Here is a 16,877-nt window from a genome sequence, read left to right on the forward strand (position 1 = left end):
TTATTCCCATTTAAAAACTTTAACTGCAACTGCATAAACTACCACACCCCACAGCAATAAAATACCTATTTCATTTCTTACATCCCATAAATTTTGCCCTTCAAATGCAACTTCTCTCATGGCATTGTTCAAATGCGTGAGCGGCATTGCTTTTGATATTGGCTGTAACCATTTTGGGAAAACATCTGCATTAAAAAAAGTACCACCTAATAAAAACTGTGGCAATGTTATAATATTTGCTATTGGAGGAATAGTACTGTCACTTTTTGCGATGCCACTAACAATAAAACCAAATCCCATAAAAACCAATAATCCAACGAAACTCAAAAAAAGCATTTCAAACAAAGTTTGTACACCATTTACCAGTGTAAAACCAAATGCAAACTTTCCTACTACAATAATAACTACAGCCGTTATCATTTGAAAAAGTACTCTTGCCAAACCTTCTCCCAAAACTATATACGTACGACTAATTGGTGTAGCAAAAAATCTTTTAAGTACTAATGTATTTCTTAGATTAAAGAACATGAATGCAACACCAAAAACACCTGAACTTAACAATGAGAATCCTAATTGTCCGGGTAAAATAAAATCGATCGTTTTATATTCCCTTATTTTTTCTATATCTCTTTCATAGTTAAAATCTGCCACTGCATACGTTGGTCGGTTCACATATTTTTCATTACTGATCTTATTTACGATGGCATTTACAACCGGTAAAAATTGTGGCCATTTATCTCCGCTTGCAGTAGTACTTTTTATTGAATATGTATAAGCCGGTATTTGTGACGTGTTTTTTACAATACTAAGCACTCCAGTTATTTTCCCTTTTACCAAACTTGCTCTTAATTCTTTATCATCTGCAAAACGTACAATTTTGATTCGGCTATTTGTTTTTAATGAATCGTACAGTGCATTTGTAGTATCGCAATGCTTATCTAAGGCTATTTTATATACCGGCACCCCTCCATTATTGCCTATAAAACCAAACACCAGAATGAATATAAAAGGAAAAGCAAATCCAAATACGACAGCTGACGGACTTCTGAAGATTGCCCTGACACTGGCTTTTGTTATTGCCAACATTGCTTTTAACTGGCTATATCCTTTCATACAGATTTTACATTGAGACGGCAAAGTTATTGGTAAAAGCGATAAAAAAAATTTGAAATTAGCGACATTTGTCGTAAATTTGAAGACAAATGACGGGTATGAAAAAAAAGAAAGTCATAAAGCAGTATAAACCAAATGAGAATGAAGCCTTAAATAAGGCTGAAGAATCTATTCCTGTGTTTTCTAAAAACATAAGAACACTGCCGGTTACCAAAGATTTCACATACGCCGAATTTAAAAAAATTGCCGATAAAGCTCCCTTCTCACAGGCCGAATGGGCCACTATTTTGCACCTCAGCGAACGTACCTTACAACGCTATGCCAAAAACAATGGAAGCTTTGCTGCTATTAATGCAGAACGAGCCATGCAAATTGCTAAGGTTCTAAAAGAAGCAAAGATCACTTTCGGTTCTGTCGAAAAATTTTATGCTTGGATCAAACGTAATCCATATATGCTTGAAGGAAACTTATCTTTCAATTCGCTTACAAGTTATGATGGCATTGAAAAAGTATTAACACAATTGGGAAGAATTCAACATGGAATTTTTGCATGACAGTGTACAGAATCAGCAACTCCGCATTCAGTGATGATATCAGTGGTACTGGTGCAAAATTAAAGGGTGCCAGATGGAACTCTGTAGACGTGCCTATGCTATATACATCACAATTTATTTCTTTGGCAGTTTTGGAAATGCTGGTAAATACTAACTTTAAAGATTATGCTATTCCTTTGGATCTAATGTATATTCAATTGCCTACTCAACCTTCTATCGCTGAAATAAAATTAGAAAAATTAAAATCAAACTGGAGAGAAGATATTGAATTCACAAGATATATTGGAGACGAGTTCATCAAACAAAACAAAGCGTTGCTATTAAAAGTCCCCTCAGTAGTGATAAATGAAGAATACAATTATCTTGCTAATCCATTACATCCTGATTTTAAGAAAGTAAAACTTGTTAAAACAAAGTCTTTCTGGCCCGATAAAAGACTCTTTAGTATATGATCATAAAAACCTATTTACTTCTTGGCAGCAATATGGGCAACAGTAAAACACAATTATCTGTTGCTATTAAACATATACAAAAAGAGATAGGAAAATTAATGCGACAATCCTCTTTATATCGAACTGCCGCATGGGGCAATACCGACCAACCGGATTTTTTAAATCAGGTAATTATTGTGGAATCAAAATTATCTGCGGAGCAAATGATAAAAAAAATTCTTGACATTGAAGAAAAAATGGGTCGAGTGAGAACCATAAAAAATGCTCCAAGGATCATTGACATTGATATTCTCTTTATCGAAAAAGCAATCATCAATAAAAAAAATCTGATAGTACCACATCCTGAAATTGCCAACAGAAAATTTGTACTTATACCTCTAAATGAGTTATCTCCCAACTTTAAACACCCCATATTAAACAAATCTATTCACCACTTATTAACGATTTGTAAAGACAGCCTGAATGTGAAAAAGTTTTGATTGTTCAACTACGCTTTCAACTTATTTTGCAACAATAAGTATGAAGTACAATTTTGTAACAATAGAAGGGAATATCGGGGCAGGTAAAACCACGCTAGCGCATTTATTAAGCAAACACTATAATGCCCGACTGATATTAGAGGAGTTTGCAGACAATCCTTTCTTACCCAAATTTTACGAAAATCAGGAGCAGTACGCATTTCCGCTAGAACTCTTCTTTATGGCAGAACGCTATAAGCAGTTGAAAGAATTATTACAGACCAAAGATATGTTTCAGCATATTACTATTTCCGATTATCTCTTCACTAAATGCTTATTGTTTGCTAAAGTAAATTTGCCTGAAGAAGAATTCAGATTATATCAAAAGCTTTTTGAGATCATCAATCCACAGATCGTTCAACCCGATATTTTAATATACCTGCATACGCCTGTAAACAAATTACAAGAGAATATAAAAAAAAGGAACAGAGAATATGAGCAGGGCATTCCCAATGAATATCTTTTCACCTTGCAGGAAACTTACACACAGTATATAAAACAGCATAATATAAAAACCATTTTTGTAGATGCTTCAAATGCAGACTTTTTAAATAATGATGAACACCTGAAAGTAATAACAGATGCATTGAATACCGAATTTGAAGAAGGCCAGCACTATCTTACTTTACCATAACTGCAATAGTTTAAATAACTTCGCATTCAACCTTGTTCACCCGAATAACCTTTACACTTGAACTTAAATGCATTAACAGCCCTTAAAATCACTGAATTCAGAAATTTCATTCTGGGTAGGTTTGTATTTATTATGGGGCTACGCATGATGGGTACATTGGTAGCCTGGTGGATGTATGAATTAACAGGAGATGCTTTTTATATAGGTATGATCGGGCTTGCGGAAGCTGTTCCCGCTGTCGCATTATCATTGTATGCCGGCTATGTAATTGATAAGTCTGAGAAACGAATGTTGTTGCTTTTTACAACATTTTTGTATCTCGTTTGTACACTTGTTCTACTCGGTAGTTCTACAGACTGGTTTCGTTATGAATTTGGCGATAAACTTATCATCGTTCTTATTTATACAATCATCTTTTTTACAGGAATCATCAGAGCCTTTGCTGGGCCAAGTTTTGGAGCAATCATTGCATCACTGGTTCCGAGAGAATTGCTTTCAACTGCATCGCAACTAAGTTCAAGCACTTGGCTAGTTGGCAGTATTATTGGCCATGCTATGGCAGGCTTTTTAATTGCCTGGTTAGGTGTAACGGGTACATTTGCCATCATCAGTGCATTAATATTTTCCGGCTGGATATTATTGAACAGATTAGAAGAAAAACCTCCCGGTATATCTGAAGAAAAGAAAACATTCGAGGCAATCAAAGAAGGACTTCAGTTCGTTTTTAAAACGAAAGAAGTTTTAGCGGCCCTATCATTAGATCTTTTTGCTGTATTGTTTGGTGGCGCCGTGGCGATGGTACCTGTTTATGCAAAAGATATTTTACATGTGGGGCCAATTGGTTTTGGTTGGTTGAATGCAGCTACCGATATCGGCGCAATAGCAATGGTGGTCTCTCTCACACTCAAGCCAATGAAAAAAAGGCAAGGCATTAAACTCTTGTTGGCCGTTGCAGGTTTTGGTATTTGCATCATTGTATTCGGTATTTCGAAATGGTATTGGCTTTCTTTTGTTGCCTTATTTATTTCCGGCGTATTAGATGGTGTAAGTGTGGTAGTACGTGGAAATATTGTTCAATTAAAAACACCTGACCATCTTAGAGGCAGAGTGCTCAGTGTTAACTCAATGTTCATCAATTCATCCAATGAAATAGGTCAATTTGAAAGCGGCGTTGCGGCAAGACTAATGGGAGTGATCCCGTCTGTTGTATTTGGCGGCAGCATGACCGTATTAACAGTTATCATAACCTGGATAAAGGCTCCCTCATTAAAGAAATTAGAATATTAAATCGGCCGTTTTAAGTATAGAAAAGAGTACATTTGAGTTGAAACAAACCTCAGATGAAAGTATCATACCTCTACACAACATTGTGCCGCTTAGTGCGTCACGGCTTTTTAGCGCTTGTCTTATTTTTTTCGCTCTCACCTAAAAATGCTAATGCATGGGGCCCGAAAGGACACACTATTGTAGGACAAATTGCCATGCAATTATTAAGCGCTGAAGTTAGAGCAAATGTATTGAGTGTTTTAAACGGAATGCCCATTGACACTGCTGCCAACTGGATGGATATTCAAAGATCCAATTCGGATTATGATTTCATGAAACCATGGCACTATATTGATTTTGGGAAAGATGTAATTTATGCTCCTTCTACTGATGAAAATAGCGTAAACAAGATCATTGCGGTCTTTAATGAATTAAGACACAAACATGTGCTTTGTGATGAACAAATAAAAATGGATCTGTTGATTCTTATACATTTGATGGGTGATCTTAGTCAACCTTTACATAACGGTTATGATGATGACCTTGGCGGTAACAAAAGACCGGTACAACTTGATACATTAAAAACAAATCTGCACCATTTTTGGGATGAGAATATTATTGATCTGAGATCTATCACTTTTGAAGATTGCATGGCCCTTTACAAAAGCATGGATGCAAATAAAATTGATTCCATTGAAGGCATTCATCCGGCTTTATGGATGAAAGAATCACGTTCGTTATTACCCAAAGTATATGACTTCAGCGAGTATATTATCACTGATGCTTATGTTGACAGAAGTGCTGCCATTGTAAAAAGACAATTACTGATAGCAGGTGTAAGACTTGCAAATATGTTGACAAAATTATTTACGCCTGAAGCCGCTCCTGTTGATGCAAAACTATTAGCCGCCAAATACAAAAATGGTATAGATGCGAAAGATGCAGCAGCCAGTATCGGTAAAAAAATTACGGCTTGCTCAAAAGTATTCGGTGTAAAATCTTTGGAAAATGTAACCTTTATTAATATGGGAGCTAAAGCCCCAAACAGCCCATTAACGATTGTTGTTTTTGCAAAAGATGTAAAGAATTTCAAACCATCTATTGAAGAACTTTATAACAACAAAAACATTTGTGTTATAGGAACGGTTGTTGAGTATAAAGGGAAAGTAGAAATTATTGTCAGCAGTCCAAGCGATATTATTGTTCAATAATTCATTAAAGCATATTCATTGTTTTAGATAATTACTTATCTTTCGCCAACGACCTGCTTATATGACTAAAGATACATCTCCTATTACCACATATGTTGAAAGCACTACGCCACTCAAACAATTAGGCGTACTATCATTACCGGTTATTGTTGGCGCCCTCGGCCTTTTTGTTGATGTATACGATCTTTTGCTTTTTGGTATTGTACGCAAACCCAGTCTTGAGGCTTTAGGCTTAAATTCTGAGCAAGTGCTATCCCAGGGAGAATTTATTATTAGCGTACAAATGATCGGACTTGTTATCGGGGGTATTTTATGGGGTATACTCGGCGATAAAAAAGGAAGACTAAATGTTTTATTTGGTTCTATTCTTCTGTATTCATTGGCTAATATTACTAACGGCATGGTACAAACGATTCCGCAATACGTTATCACACGTTTTATTGCAGGTATCGGCTTAGCCGGAGAACTTGGTGCAAGTATAACCTTGGTTGCTGAATTGTTACCAAAAGAAAAAAGAGGTATCGCAGCATCGGTCATTACAAGCTTTGGTGTATTTGGCGCCGTTGCAGCCTACCTGGTTTATCAAACCTTTCATGACTGGCGTTTAAGCTATTATATTGGCGGAGGAATGGGACTTTTGCTACTGTTTTTACGTGTAAGTATTTTTGAGAGCGGTATGTACGATGCCATTAAAAAAACAACAGTTGAAAGAGGAAACTTCTTGATGTTCTTTAATAATAAAGATCGTTTTTTAAGATACCTCAAAGGTGTTGTTATTGGCTTACCTGTTTGGTTTGCAATTGGTGTACTTATTACTTTCTCTGATAAGTTTGCAAAAGAAATGGGTATCGAAAACATCGATCCCGGTAAAGCAATCATGTATCAATATTTTGCACTTTCCTTTGGCGACCTAACGGCAGGATTACTCAGTAATTATTTAAAAAGCAGAAAAAAAGCCTTGTTTATTTTCTTCGGAATTCTTACAGTATTTATCATTTTATATTTCACACAACATGGCGGATCGGCACAAACAATGTATTGGCTTTGTGCCGGGTTAGGCTTTGGCTCAGGGTTTTCGGTTTTGTACATCACCATGTCTGCAGAACAATTTGGCATAAACCTAAGAGCTTCTGCGGCCATCTCCATACCTAATATGGTACGGGGTGGGCTACCACTGATCTTACTAATGTTTAAAGGCATCCGTTCTCTTACAGGAGATTATATTACAGGAGGATGTATCACTGGTTTCATCATTATGTCAATGGCAATCTGGGCAGGCTATTACACAAAAGAAAGTTTTGGAAAGGACTTGAATTTCTTAGAAAAGTAAGCAGCTATTTTATTTCTATTAATTTTTCCAGCACATAATAAACTGCCGGACAAAAAGTAGAATTCTTTAATGTCAATGGCTGCCTTTTTAAGATCACATCTTCATCAGTATAAGGAAAACGTTCACAATCAGACGGACGAACATCATAAATACTACAGTAGTTATCATCCCCAAGAAAAGAGCACGGCGCCTGACGCATTACATAATCACCTTCTTCATCAACCCTTAAATAAGTATTGATCAGATCGCCATCTTTCATTTTAAGATGTTTCGCTATTCGTTTAATATCTGGTGTTTTAAATCGTGGAGAATAGCCTTTACAACAGTTGCCGCATTGAAGGCAGTCAATTTTGCTAAACGCCTCATCATGCAATTCCGGCAAAGCTCTTAACACAGTATTTTTATTTGCCCTGTTAAGATACTGTTTATAGGCTTTCTGCCTTTCAATGGTCTTTTTCTCCCAATTATCTAGCAAATGTTCACTCATAAATACATTTTAGTGGTTATACCCTACTTTTCCACAGATGCAAGGTAGCGAACAAATCGGCATTTTATCTTGTGGTGTTAACGTAATTTTGCACCATTCAATAACCCCCAAATCCAAGGCTACTTAATTGAAACAAATCATACAAGACCAACAGCTAAACGATATAGATATAAAAAATATTAATACAATGAATTTATTCGAAAAGCAACAGAATGAATTTGTCGGCAGACACATCGGACCAAATGAAAATGATACAAAGAAAATGTTGTCGGTTGTTGGAATAGATTCATTAGATGAATTGATCAGCAAAACAATCCCCGATTCTATCAGAATAAAAGAAGATCTGGCCATTCCGGATGCAGTAAGCGAATTTGATTATTTAAGAGAATTAAAAAATACGGCATCAAAAAACAAGGTCTTCAAAAATTATATTGGGCAAGGATATTACGATACGATAACTCCTAGCGTTATTCTAAGAAACATTTTTGAAAACCCGGGATGGTACACTCAATACACCCCATACCAGGCAGAAATATCTCAGGGTAGGTTGGAAAGTTTATTGAACTACCAAACAATGGTAAGCGAACTTACTGCCTTACCGATTGCTAATGCAAGTTTATTAGATGAAGGCACTGCCGCTGCAGAAGCAATGGCAATGCTGTTCAATCATAAAAATAAAGATCACGATCATATCACTGCACCAAAGTTTTTTGTTGACGAAAACATATTTGTACAAACAAAAGATATTTTAATTACAAGAGCTACGCCAATTGGTGTTGAACTTGTTTTTGGAGATTTCTCCACTGCAACTTTGGACGAAAACTATTTTGGCGCAATCGTTCAATACCCCGATAGCAATGGTTCGGTTGTCGATCACCGTGAGTTCATTGAAAAAGCTCATGCGGTGAATGCAATGGTGGTTATGGCCACTGATCTTTTAGCATTAACTTTACTTACCCCTCCGGGAGAATTGGGTGCAGATGTTGCCATTGGGTCGTCTCAACGTTTCGGTGTGCCAATGGGCTTTGGCGGCCCCCATGCTGCATTCTTCGCAACAAAAGATGAATTCAAAAGAAATATTCCCGGAAGGATCATTGGTGTAAGTATAGATGCTCAGGGAAAGAGATGCTTACGTATGGCTTTACAAACAAGAGAGCAGCACATTCGACGTGAAAAAGCCACCAGCAATATTTGCACGGCGCAGGCTTTGCTGGCAAACATGGCAGCTATGTATGTTGTGTATCACGGAGAAGAGGGATTAAAAAATATTGCTAAACGTGTGAGTTTGTTAACGCAAACACTGGCAACAGAATTAAATGAACTTGGTTTTAAAAATGAAAACCGATATTATTTTGATACAATCAAAGTAAAGGTTGATGATGTTGATTTGATTTTAAAATCAGCTCAACAAGAGGGAATTAATTTTAATTACTTCAAAGATAATTATATAGGTATTTCTATTGATGAAACAACATCGCAGCAGGATATCATTAACATTCTCCACATTTTTGCAAAATCTATTAATATCGATACAGCTTCTGCTCTTTTCAATCATGAAGCTGTATTGGAAAATATCCCTGGCAATTTAACAAGAACATCTGCCTTTTTACTGCATGCAGTTTTTAATACACATCGCAGCGAAAGTCAGATGATGCGTTATCTTAAACTATTGGAAAATAAAGATCTAAGTTTAAATACTTCCATGATCAGCTTAGGTAGCTGCACAATGAAGTTAAATGCAGCATCTGAATTGATTCCGGTTAGCTGGCCTGAGTTCAGCAAACTACATCCATTTGCCCCGGCTAATCAAACAGAAGGATACCAACAGATCATTAAAGAATTAGAAGATTACTTAAGCACCATCACTGGCTTTGCTGCAACCTCTTTACAGCCTAACAGTGGAGCACAGGGTGAATATGCAGGTTTGTTGGCAATCAGAAACTACCATATATCAAGAGGTGAAGCTCATCGAAATGTAGTATTGATACCTATTTCAGCACATGGCACCAACCCTGCCAGCGCAGTAATGGCAGGAATGAAAGTTGTTGTTACAAAATGTGATGAAGCCGGAAATATCGATCACGAAGATCTGATGGCTAAAGCAGAAGAGCACAAAAATGACCTTGCTGCTTTGATGGTTACTTATCCATCTACACATGGCGTATTTGAAGAAAGCATCAAAGAAATTTGCGACATTATTCATGAACATGGCGGACAAGTTTATATGGATGGTGCTAACATGAATGCTCAGGTTGGATTAACCAGTCCGGGTATGATTGGCGCAGATGTTTGCCATTTGAATTTACATAAAACATTTGCTATACCCCATGGTGGTGGTGGGCCTGGTGTTGGACCAATTTGTGTTGCAGAACAACTTGTACCATTCCTACCTACAACCATCAATGGTAAAATTGGTGGTCGTGTTTCTGCAGCAGCTTATGGCAGTGCAAGTATTTTATTGATCAGCTATGCATATATAAAAATGTTAGGTGCTAAGGGAGTTCGCAAAGCAACAGAGTATGCAATCCTCAATGCCAATTATATGAAAGCAAGATTAGAAAAATTCTATCCGATTTTATATTCGGGCAAAAACGGAACAGCGGCTCACGAATTTATTGTTGATCTGCGTCCTTTCAAAACAAGTGCCGGCATCGAAGCAGAAGACGTGGCAAAACGTTTGATGGATTATGGCTTTCATGCACCAACACTTTCATTTCCGGTAGCCGGTACTTTAATGATTGAGCCTACAGAAAGTGAAGACAAAGCCGAGCTTGACAGGTTCTGTGATGCCATGATCGGTATTTACAATGAAATAAAAGATATCGAAGAAGGCAAAGTAGACAAGAAAGATAACTTGCTCAAAAATGCACCACATACACAATCTGTTATTTGCGCAAATGAGTGGAGCAAAGCCTATACAAGAGAACAGGCTGCATTTCCTCTACCGTATGTAAAAGAAAATAAATTTTGGCCAAGTGTTAGCAGGGTAAACAATACTCATGGTGATAGAAATTTAGTTTGTACTTGTGAGCCAACTGAAGCTTATGTGTAAAATATGCAGATAAACATAATAAATAAAAAAGCCGCTAAAAAACAATAGCGGCTTTTTTATAAAACTCAAAAAAAAAAATTAATCCAAATTTGGTTGTGGTGTATAACGCAAGTATGGTTTTACAATATCCAATCCTTTAGGGAATTTTTTGATCGCATCTTCTGTACTAACGGCAGGAACAACGATTACTTTTTCGCCATGTGCCCAGTTAGCCGGAGTGGCTACACTGTAGTTAGCAGTTAATTGCAATGAATCTAACACCCTTAATACTTCTACAAAATTTCTTCCTGTAGACGCAGGATAAGTGATGATTAATTTAACTGCTTTGTCCGGGCCAATGATCACCAATGAACGAACTGTTGCAGTTGCAGATGCATTCGGATGAATGAAATCATACAAAGTAGACACTTTTCTGTCATCATCAGCAATGATTGGGAATTCAACATTACAATTTTGTGTTTCGTTGATGTCACCGATCCAGCCTAAGTGTTTATCCACCGGATCAACGCTCAATGCCAATACCTTTGTATTGCGTTTTGCAAATTCGTCTTTTAAAGCAGCAGTACGACCTAGTTCTGTTGTACACACAGGCGTATAATCTGCAGGGTGAGAAAATAAAATTCCCCATGAATCACCTAAGTATTCGTAGAAATCTATTTCCCCTAACGATGTTTTTGCCTGAAAGTTGGGAGCTATATCCCCTAAACGTAAACTCATAGTTGTATAAAATTTATGGTTATGAATAATTTGGACTGCAAATATAAACATAGTCCACCAATTAAGTGGACTTATTTCAACGGTTTTTTTTGAATTTTATATTAACTTTATAGCATGTTATCGAAAAAAACTCAATACGCACTCAAAGCCTTGGGCTATTTAGCTACTAAATACGGACAGGGGCCTGTGCTAATTTCAGATATTGCAGTAAAAAAGAAAATTCCTGTAAAATTTTTAGAAACCATCCTGCTTGAATTGAAACAAGCCGGTATTTTAGAAAGTAAAAAAGGTAAAGGGGGAGGTTACTACCTTGCTCAATCGCCTAAAAAGATATCGTTAGCCAGCGCTATTCGACTTGTGGGAGGACCTATTGCACTTATCCCTTGTGTAAGCTTGAACTTCTATGAAAAATGTAAGGATTGTGATGAAGCTACCTGCGGCTTGAATAAAGCCATGGCTATTACAAGAGATGCGACTTTAAAGATATTAGAGAAGAAGACGTTGGCTGAGTTGATGGATGAGCAATAAAAGCTTCAATGAAAAATGAATAGTGAAAAATGAAAAACTCAGTTCATAACTTTTTATTTTTAGTTTTTCATTTTTAGTTTTTAGCTTTTCATTTTTAACTTGATGAAGCCCTCTTCAACTTTACCTTCCCGAACTTATTCTTCACATCATCTATTGCTTTGTAGAGATCTGTTTTCCTTTCAACATCGCTAAATATATTTGTCTGCACAGCATTGTTGGTTAACTCACTTAACCGCACTCCCATTAACCTTACCGGTGTGCCTTTTTTGTATAATTTATGAAAGAGTTCTTTTGCAACGGGAATGATCTCATCATCCGCACAAGTATAAGGAACGGTTGTTTGTCGAGATGTTGTTTCAAAATTCGGATAACGAATTTTTACTGCAATACATCCTGCTACTTTACCATCCTCCCTTAATTCAAAGGCAATCTTTTCTGTTTGACGGACTAGTTCACTCATTAAAAAATTCACATCGGTCACATTCTCAAAAAAAGTATTTTCTGTTGAGATGGATTTTGCTTCGTGATACTGTGTTACTTCTCTGGTGTGGATCCCATGACTTTTTTGCCATAATGAAACACCCCATTTTCCTAACCTTGCCTCTAATTCTTCCGGTGTTCGTAAACTTACATCTCTGATGGTTTTTATACCGATCGATTTCAATACTTCATACGTATGATCTCCCACCCCGGGAATTTTATTGACCGCAAGCGGCGCTAAAAATTCTTTTTCTTTTCCAAATGGTATATGCAAATAACCATTGGGCTTTGCTTCATCTGTTGCAATTTTTGCAACCATTTTATTGCTGGCCATACCAAAAGAAATAGGCAACCTTGTTTCATCAATGATCTGTTGACGAAGATCGATCGTCCATTGCAGCGGATCAAAAAACTTATCCATTCCCGTTAGGTCTAAGTAAAATTCATCTATGCTAGCTTTTTCGAACAACGGAGCTTTGGATGCAATGATCTCTGTAACCCAGCGGCTGTATTTACTGTACGATCCATAAGTGCCTTTAATAAAAATACCATGTGGGCATAATTGAAACGCTTTATTGCCGGGCATACCGCTATGTACACCAAACTTTCTGGCTTCATAACTACAGGTGGTTACAATGCCTCTTTCTTTATGCCCTAAAATAACAGGCTTGCCTCTCAACGAAGGATCGTTGAGTATCTCTACAGCCACAAAAAATGAGTCGAGATCGAAATGAGCAATTATACGTTGAGGGTCATTCACAAAATAAAGATACTAAATTTATTAGCAATCCCATCCCCCCTCAAAGGGGGAATTTACCCCAAACACCTAAAGGGACTTTCCTTTGTTAGGTTATTAATTTTGTTTAATCTTCTTTATAATTAACGCTGCCAAAATATTTTTCTCTTTGCAGTTCCCCCCTTTAGGGAGCGGAGGGGGTGTTGTTTTATTGATAAATATCTAACAACCCATCAGGAAGCGTTACAAAGACCTTCCTGTTTTTTTGATCTACTTTCTCCAATGAGTCCTGATGAATAGGAATAAGTGCTTCTTTGCCATTTAATAAGATGGTACAGAGTATTTGGTGGGGTTGTTCAATAACTTCAATGATCTCACCGAGATCTTTTCCATCGCTGACTAAATTAAAACCCACCATAAAAATTGGAGAGGCTTTAGCAGCGAACCTTTTAAAATCTTCTTCGAGCAGCCACACTTCTTTTGGGGTAAGTTTACGGGCTACTTCTTTGGTATCGATCCCTTCAATTTTTATATAGATCTCTGCATCGTTTTTTATGGAGGTTGATTCAATAAAATAAGGCATGAAATTATCTTTCCCCTCTTCAATAAAAAAAGTTTCCAATCCTTTCAGTGAAGTTTTTTGACCGAGGCTATGCTGTAAAACCAATTCACCTTTTAATCCAAAACTTGCTGCCAGTTTACCAATTTTGAAATATTCTTTCATGTTGCAAAGTTAAGCTACAAGCCACAAGTAGCAAGGGACAAGCAAGTAATTCGTTTACTTGTCTCTTGTGGCTGCAGCTTGAAGTTTGCTAAATAAAAAAAGTCCTGCTAAATAATAGCAGGACTCAAGAATTTAGTAACAAAAGCAATCTTATTCTTCTGTTTTAGGTTCTTCTGTTGCAGGTGCTTCTTCTGCAGGTGCTGCTTCGGCAACAGCTACAGGAGCTTCAGCTACTTTTTTCACTACAGGTCTGTTACGACTTTCCATACGTGCTTTTTTATGAGCACCCTGGCGTTTAGCGATGTGAGCATCATGCTCAGCCATCCATGTAGTAAATTTCTGCATTGCTGCAGCTTCATCAAATAAACCAAGGCTAACGCCGCGGAGTAAATGTTTCAAATACAACACACCTTTGAAAGAAAGGATGCGACGAACGGTATCAGTTGGTTGAGCACCTTTGTGCAACCAGTCTAATGCCTTTTGACGATCGATCTGCACAGTTGCAGGAACCGTTAAAGGATTGTACGTTCCAAGTTTTTGAATGAATTTACCGTCACGAGGGCTTCTGCCATCAGCAACTACGATGAAGTAGAATGGTCTCTTCTTTGAGCCATGTCTTTGTAGTCTCATTTTTACAGCCATAAAAAATAGAAATTTTTTTGGTGTTAATAAATAGGGTTTCTAAATCTCCTTAAAAAAGGAAAGCAAAGTTACTATTATGAGATTCAATCTCCAAATTTCAATGTTAATTTTTATTAAGCTGCTGCTAAACCACTCATCCTTACGTGATAATGAGGCTTTTATCTCATAACATCAAAGCGTTGCTGAACATAATTCCAGTTCAATATTTTCCAGAAATTGTCAATATACTCAGCCCTTCTATTGCGATATTTCAGGTAATAGGCATGCTCCCAAACATCTAATCCGATCAAAGGAATTCCTTTTGACTCAGCAATGTTCATCAAGGGATTATCCTGATTAGGAGTAGAACAAATGAGCAATTGCTTTTTATCTGTATAAACCAGCCATGCCCAACCGCTTCCGAACCTGCTCTTTGCTGCTTCATTAAAAGCTTTTTGCATTGTTTCCAAAGAGCCAAAATCTCTTTCGATCATTGCTAATAAAGAACCTTGTGGTTTTGTGGTGGTGTTAGCAGATAATAATTTCCAGAATAATTCATGATTGTAATGACCACCTGCATTGTTCCGCATTTTTACAGAGTATTTGGAAATATTGTACAACACATCTTCCAACGGCTTATTCATATCCACCGCTTCATCTCTGGCAGCATCCTGTAAATTTTTTGCATAGGATGCTGCATGTTTGTTGTAATGTATGTCCATTGTTTCCGTATCGATCCACGGCTCAAGTCCATTGTATGCATATGCTAACGGTTGCTGGGTAAAGCCGGTTTTCAACGGAGTTGTACCTGTAGCTTTTTTTGAGGATGAGCAGGATGATAAGAATGCACTCAATCCTTGTGTAGCAACAACAGCAGCCAATCCTGCTTTAGCAGAATTACTGATGAACTTTCTTCTTGAAGAAGTTTTCATAACTAAAAAATTTTAAGACACTAAATATAGCAAACTATTTCCGTGCAAGTAAGTTTCCAAACATTGATCTGACCCTTTTAAAGAAACGGTAATAAAACTCTTTATTGAACAGTTGAGAATCATGCATGGCTTTGTATGTAAAAAAGATACCGACCGGCGCCAACACAAACACTGGCAACCAGGCTCCGGCTACTACCGGAATAACCGCATCTTTTGCCAATTTCTCACCAAAAATATTCAACAGATGAAAAAGCAAAAAGAATACAATAGCAACAACGATTGGCATTCCCAGCCCCCCCTTTCGAATGATAGAACCTAAAGGTGCTCCGATAAAAAATAATACTAAGCACACAAATGATATAGAAAATTTTTGTTGCCAGATTAGCTTACTGTGACGCAAATCTTTTTTCTTTCCCTCCAACTCATTACCACTAAACATCAAAACACTTTTTAAATTATCTACAATTCTTAACGCTCCGTCATTAACTGCTGTTTCAACAGAATCGGGGATAAGATCGGCAAAGTTTTTTGTATTGGCCGAAGGCTTTACAGCTGGTATTTTTTCCCATACAGAATCAGCCACATTTGTAGATACTAATTGTTCATTAACATCTTTAGTAAATTCTTTACTGATGCTGTCATTATCTACAACAAGATCTTTAATACGCTTACTCAGTTCCGGTATGTTCATAGCTCGACTATCTTGTTTGTAAATACTATCCGGTGCGGTTGACAATTTAAGCGACTCAATATCAATTAATTTTTTATATGATGTAAATCCAAGTCGTATAAATTCCGAAGCACTGTCCAGCATCTGTGCTCTGCCACGCTCCTGATAGCGAAAACCATTTAGCAGGGTAAACTCCAAATATCTTTCATCAGCCGAAAGTTGCATGGTACCTTTTTCTGCAATAATGCAATTATCCTGCAATGTATTCTGTTGTTCATAGATGATGACATTATGAATGGTTATTCCATCCGGGTCTTTTTTTGCGATCTTAATGGCATAGTTCGGGATGGCAGTGTAAAATGTTCCTGCCTTAAGATCCAATGCAGGCTTTTTTATGAGAATACCCGAATACAATGCCCTGAATTTTGCATTCGCATTTGGTATAATAAAATTGGCAAAAACAAAAGTGATTCCGCAAAGCAGTAAAGCCACCCACATAAGCGGACGCATGAACCTCAATAAAGAAATACCGGATGATTTAATGGCGACTAATTCAAATCTTTCACCAAGATTGCCAAATGTCATGATAGAAGAGATCAATATAGCAATAGGCAATACTAATATCAAAAGCGATGCACTTGCATACCACAAAAACTTAAGCACCGTAATGGTATCTAACCCTTTACCAACAAGATCATCTACATACTTCCACAAGCTCTGCATCAGTATAACAAAATAGGCAATAAAGAACGTTACTGAAAACGGCCCTATAAATGATTTGAGTATTAGTTTATCTAATTTCTTCATTGATTCGCTTAACCCAATAAGTTATTTGGATTAATTTGTTATTTT

The 16,877-nt window shown here is 37.0% G+C and carries 17 protein-coding genes; 9 read left to right on the top strand and 8 right to left on the bottom strand.

Annotation, left to right across the window (positions count from 1 at the left end; genetic code table 11):
- Positions 1–1,113, bottom strand: coding sequence for an ABC transporter permease (locus ACQ33O_RS00295; protein WP_430993540.1), 1,113 nt, complete (start codon positions 1,111–1,113; stop codon positions 1–3).
- 98 nt (positions 1,114–1,211) lie between these two features.
- Between ACQ33O_RS00295 and parS the strand changes: the two genes are divergently transcribed.
- From parS to ACQ33O_RS00330, 7 genes are all read left to right on the top strand, one after another.
- Positions 1,212–1,667, top strand: coding sequence for a type II RES/Xre toxin-antitoxin system antitoxin (gene parS / locus ACQ33O_RS00300; protein WP_430993541.1), 456 nt, complete (start codon positions 1,212–1,214; stop codon positions 1,665–1,667).
- Positions 1,664–2,119 (top strand): RES family NAD+ phosphorylase, encoded by a 456-nt coding sequence (locus tag ACQ33O_RS00305; RefSeq protein ID WP_430993542.1) that lies wholly within the window; start codon positions 1,664–1,666, stop codon positions 2,117–2,119. Before parS ends, ACQ33O_RS00305 begins: the two co-directional genes overlap by 4 nt.
- A complete protein-coding gene (gene folK / locus ACQ33O_RS00310; RefSeq protein WP_430993543.1) occupies positions 2,116–2,598 on the top strand; it encodes a 2-amino-4-hydroxy-6-hydroxymethyldihydropteridine diphosphokinase in 483 nt (160 codons plus the stop codon). Before ACQ33O_RS00305 ends, folK begins: the two co-directional genes overlap by 4 nt.
- Positions 2,599–2,638: 40 nt before the next feature.
- Complete coding sequence (locus tag ACQ33O_RS00315; RefSeq protein ID WP_430993544.1) at positions 2,639–3,271, top strand: deoxynucleoside kinase; 633 nt, start codon at positions 2,639–2,641, stop codon at positions 3,269–3,271.
- Positions 3,272–3,328: 57 nt separating this feature from the next.
- Positions 3,329–4,558 (top strand): MFS transporter, encoded by a 1,230-nt coding sequence (locus ACQ33O_RS00320; protein WP_430993545.1) that lies wholly within the window; start codon positions 3,329–3,331, stop codon positions 4,556–4,558.
- A 53-nt stretch (positions 4,559–4,611) separates the two neighbouring features.
- A complete protein-coding gene (locus ACQ33O_RS00325) occupies positions 4,612–5,748 on the top strand; it encodes a S1/P1 nuclease (protein ID WP_430993546.1) in 1,137 nt (378 codons plus the stop codon).
- 61 nt (positions 5,749–5,809) lie between these two features.
- Positions 5,810–7,078 carry an MFS transporter gene (locus tag ACQ33O_RS00330; protein WP_430993547.1) on the top strand — a complete coding sequence of 423 codons (1,269 nt, stop codon included), beginning with the start codon at positions 5,810–5,812 and terminating at the stop codon, positions 7,076–7,078.
- 4 nt (positions 7,079–7,082) lie between these two features.
- On the opposite strand, the gene ACQ33O_RS00335 is transcribed toward ACQ33O_RS00330, so the two are convergent.
- A complete protein-coding gene (locus ACQ33O_RS00335) occupies positions 7,083–7,565 on the bottom strand; it encodes a YkgJ family cysteine cluster protein (protein ID WP_430993548.1) in 483 nt (160 codons plus the stop codon).
- Positions 7,566–7,752: 187 nt separating this feature from the next.
- Here ACQ33O_RS00335 and gcvP point away from each other — a divergent pair, with 187 nt between their 5' ends.
- Complete coding sequence (gene gcvP / locus ACQ33O_RS00340; RefSeq protein WP_430993549.1) at positions 7,753–10,617, top strand: aminomethyl-transferring glycine dehydrogenase; 2,865 nt, start codon at positions 7,753–7,755, stop codon at positions 10,615–10,617.
- Positions 10,618–10,695: 78 nt separating this feature from the next.
- On the opposite strand, the gene ACQ33O_RS00345 is transcribed toward gcvP, so the two are convergent.
- A complete protein-coding gene (locus ACQ33O_RS00345) occupies positions 10,696–11,334 on the bottom strand; it encodes a peroxiredoxin (RefSeq protein ID WP_430993550.1) in 639 nt (212 codons plus the stop codon).
- 114 nt (positions 11,335–11,448) lie between these two features.
- Here ACQ33O_RS00345 and ACQ33O_RS00350 point away from each other — a divergent pair, with 114 nt between their 5' ends.
- Entirely contained in the window at positions 11,449–11,862 is a 414-nt protein-coding gene (locus ACQ33O_RS00350) for an RrF2 family transcriptional regulator (protein ID WP_430993551.1), read from the top strand.
- Positions 11,863–11,956: 94 nt separating this feature from the next.
- On the opposite strand, the gene dinB is transcribed toward ACQ33O_RS00350, so the two are convergent.
- The 5 genes from dinB to ACQ33O_RS00375 form a co-directional block, all read right to left on the bottom strand.
- Positions 11,957–13,102 carry a DNA polymerase IV gene (gene dinB / locus ACQ33O_RS00355; protein ID WP_430993552.1) on the bottom strand — a complete coding sequence of 382 codons (1,146 nt, stop codon included), beginning with the start codon at positions 13,100–13,102 and terminating at the stop codon, positions 11,957–11,959.
- A 184-nt stretch (positions 13,103–13,286) separates the two neighbouring features.
- The gene (rimM, locus tag ACQ33O_RS00360; protein ID WP_430993553.1) at positions 13,287–13,802 is read right to left on the bottom strand and encodes a ribosome maturation factor RimM; all 516 of its coding nucleotides are present in this window, start codon (positions 13,800–13,802) and stop codon (positions 13,287–13,289) included.
- A gap of 150 nt (positions 13,803–13,952) precedes the next feature.
- A complete protein-coding gene (gene rpsP / locus ACQ33O_RS00365; protein WP_430993554.1) occupies positions 13,953–14,444 on the bottom strand; it encodes a 30S ribosomal protein S16 in 492 nt (163 codons plus the stop codon).
- 158 nt (positions 14,445–14,602) lie between these two features.
- Complete coding sequence (locus ACQ33O_RS00370; RefSeq protein ID WP_430993555.1) at positions 14,603–15,355, bottom strand: superoxide dismutase; 753 nt, start codon at positions 15,353–15,355, stop codon at positions 14,603–14,605.
- 34 nt (positions 15,356–15,389) lie between these two features.
- A complete protein-coding gene (locus tag ACQ33O_RS00375; protein WP_430993556.1) occupies positions 15,390–16,832 on the bottom strand; it encodes an LptF/LptG family permease in 1,443 nt (480 codons plus the stop codon).
- Positions 16,833–16,877: the final 45 nt, after the last annotated feature.

Source organism: Ferruginibacter sp. SUN002, from assembly GCF_050611725.1.
Lineage (GTDB): Bacteria > Bacteroidota > Bacteroidia > Chitinophagales > Chitinophagaceae > Ferruginibacter.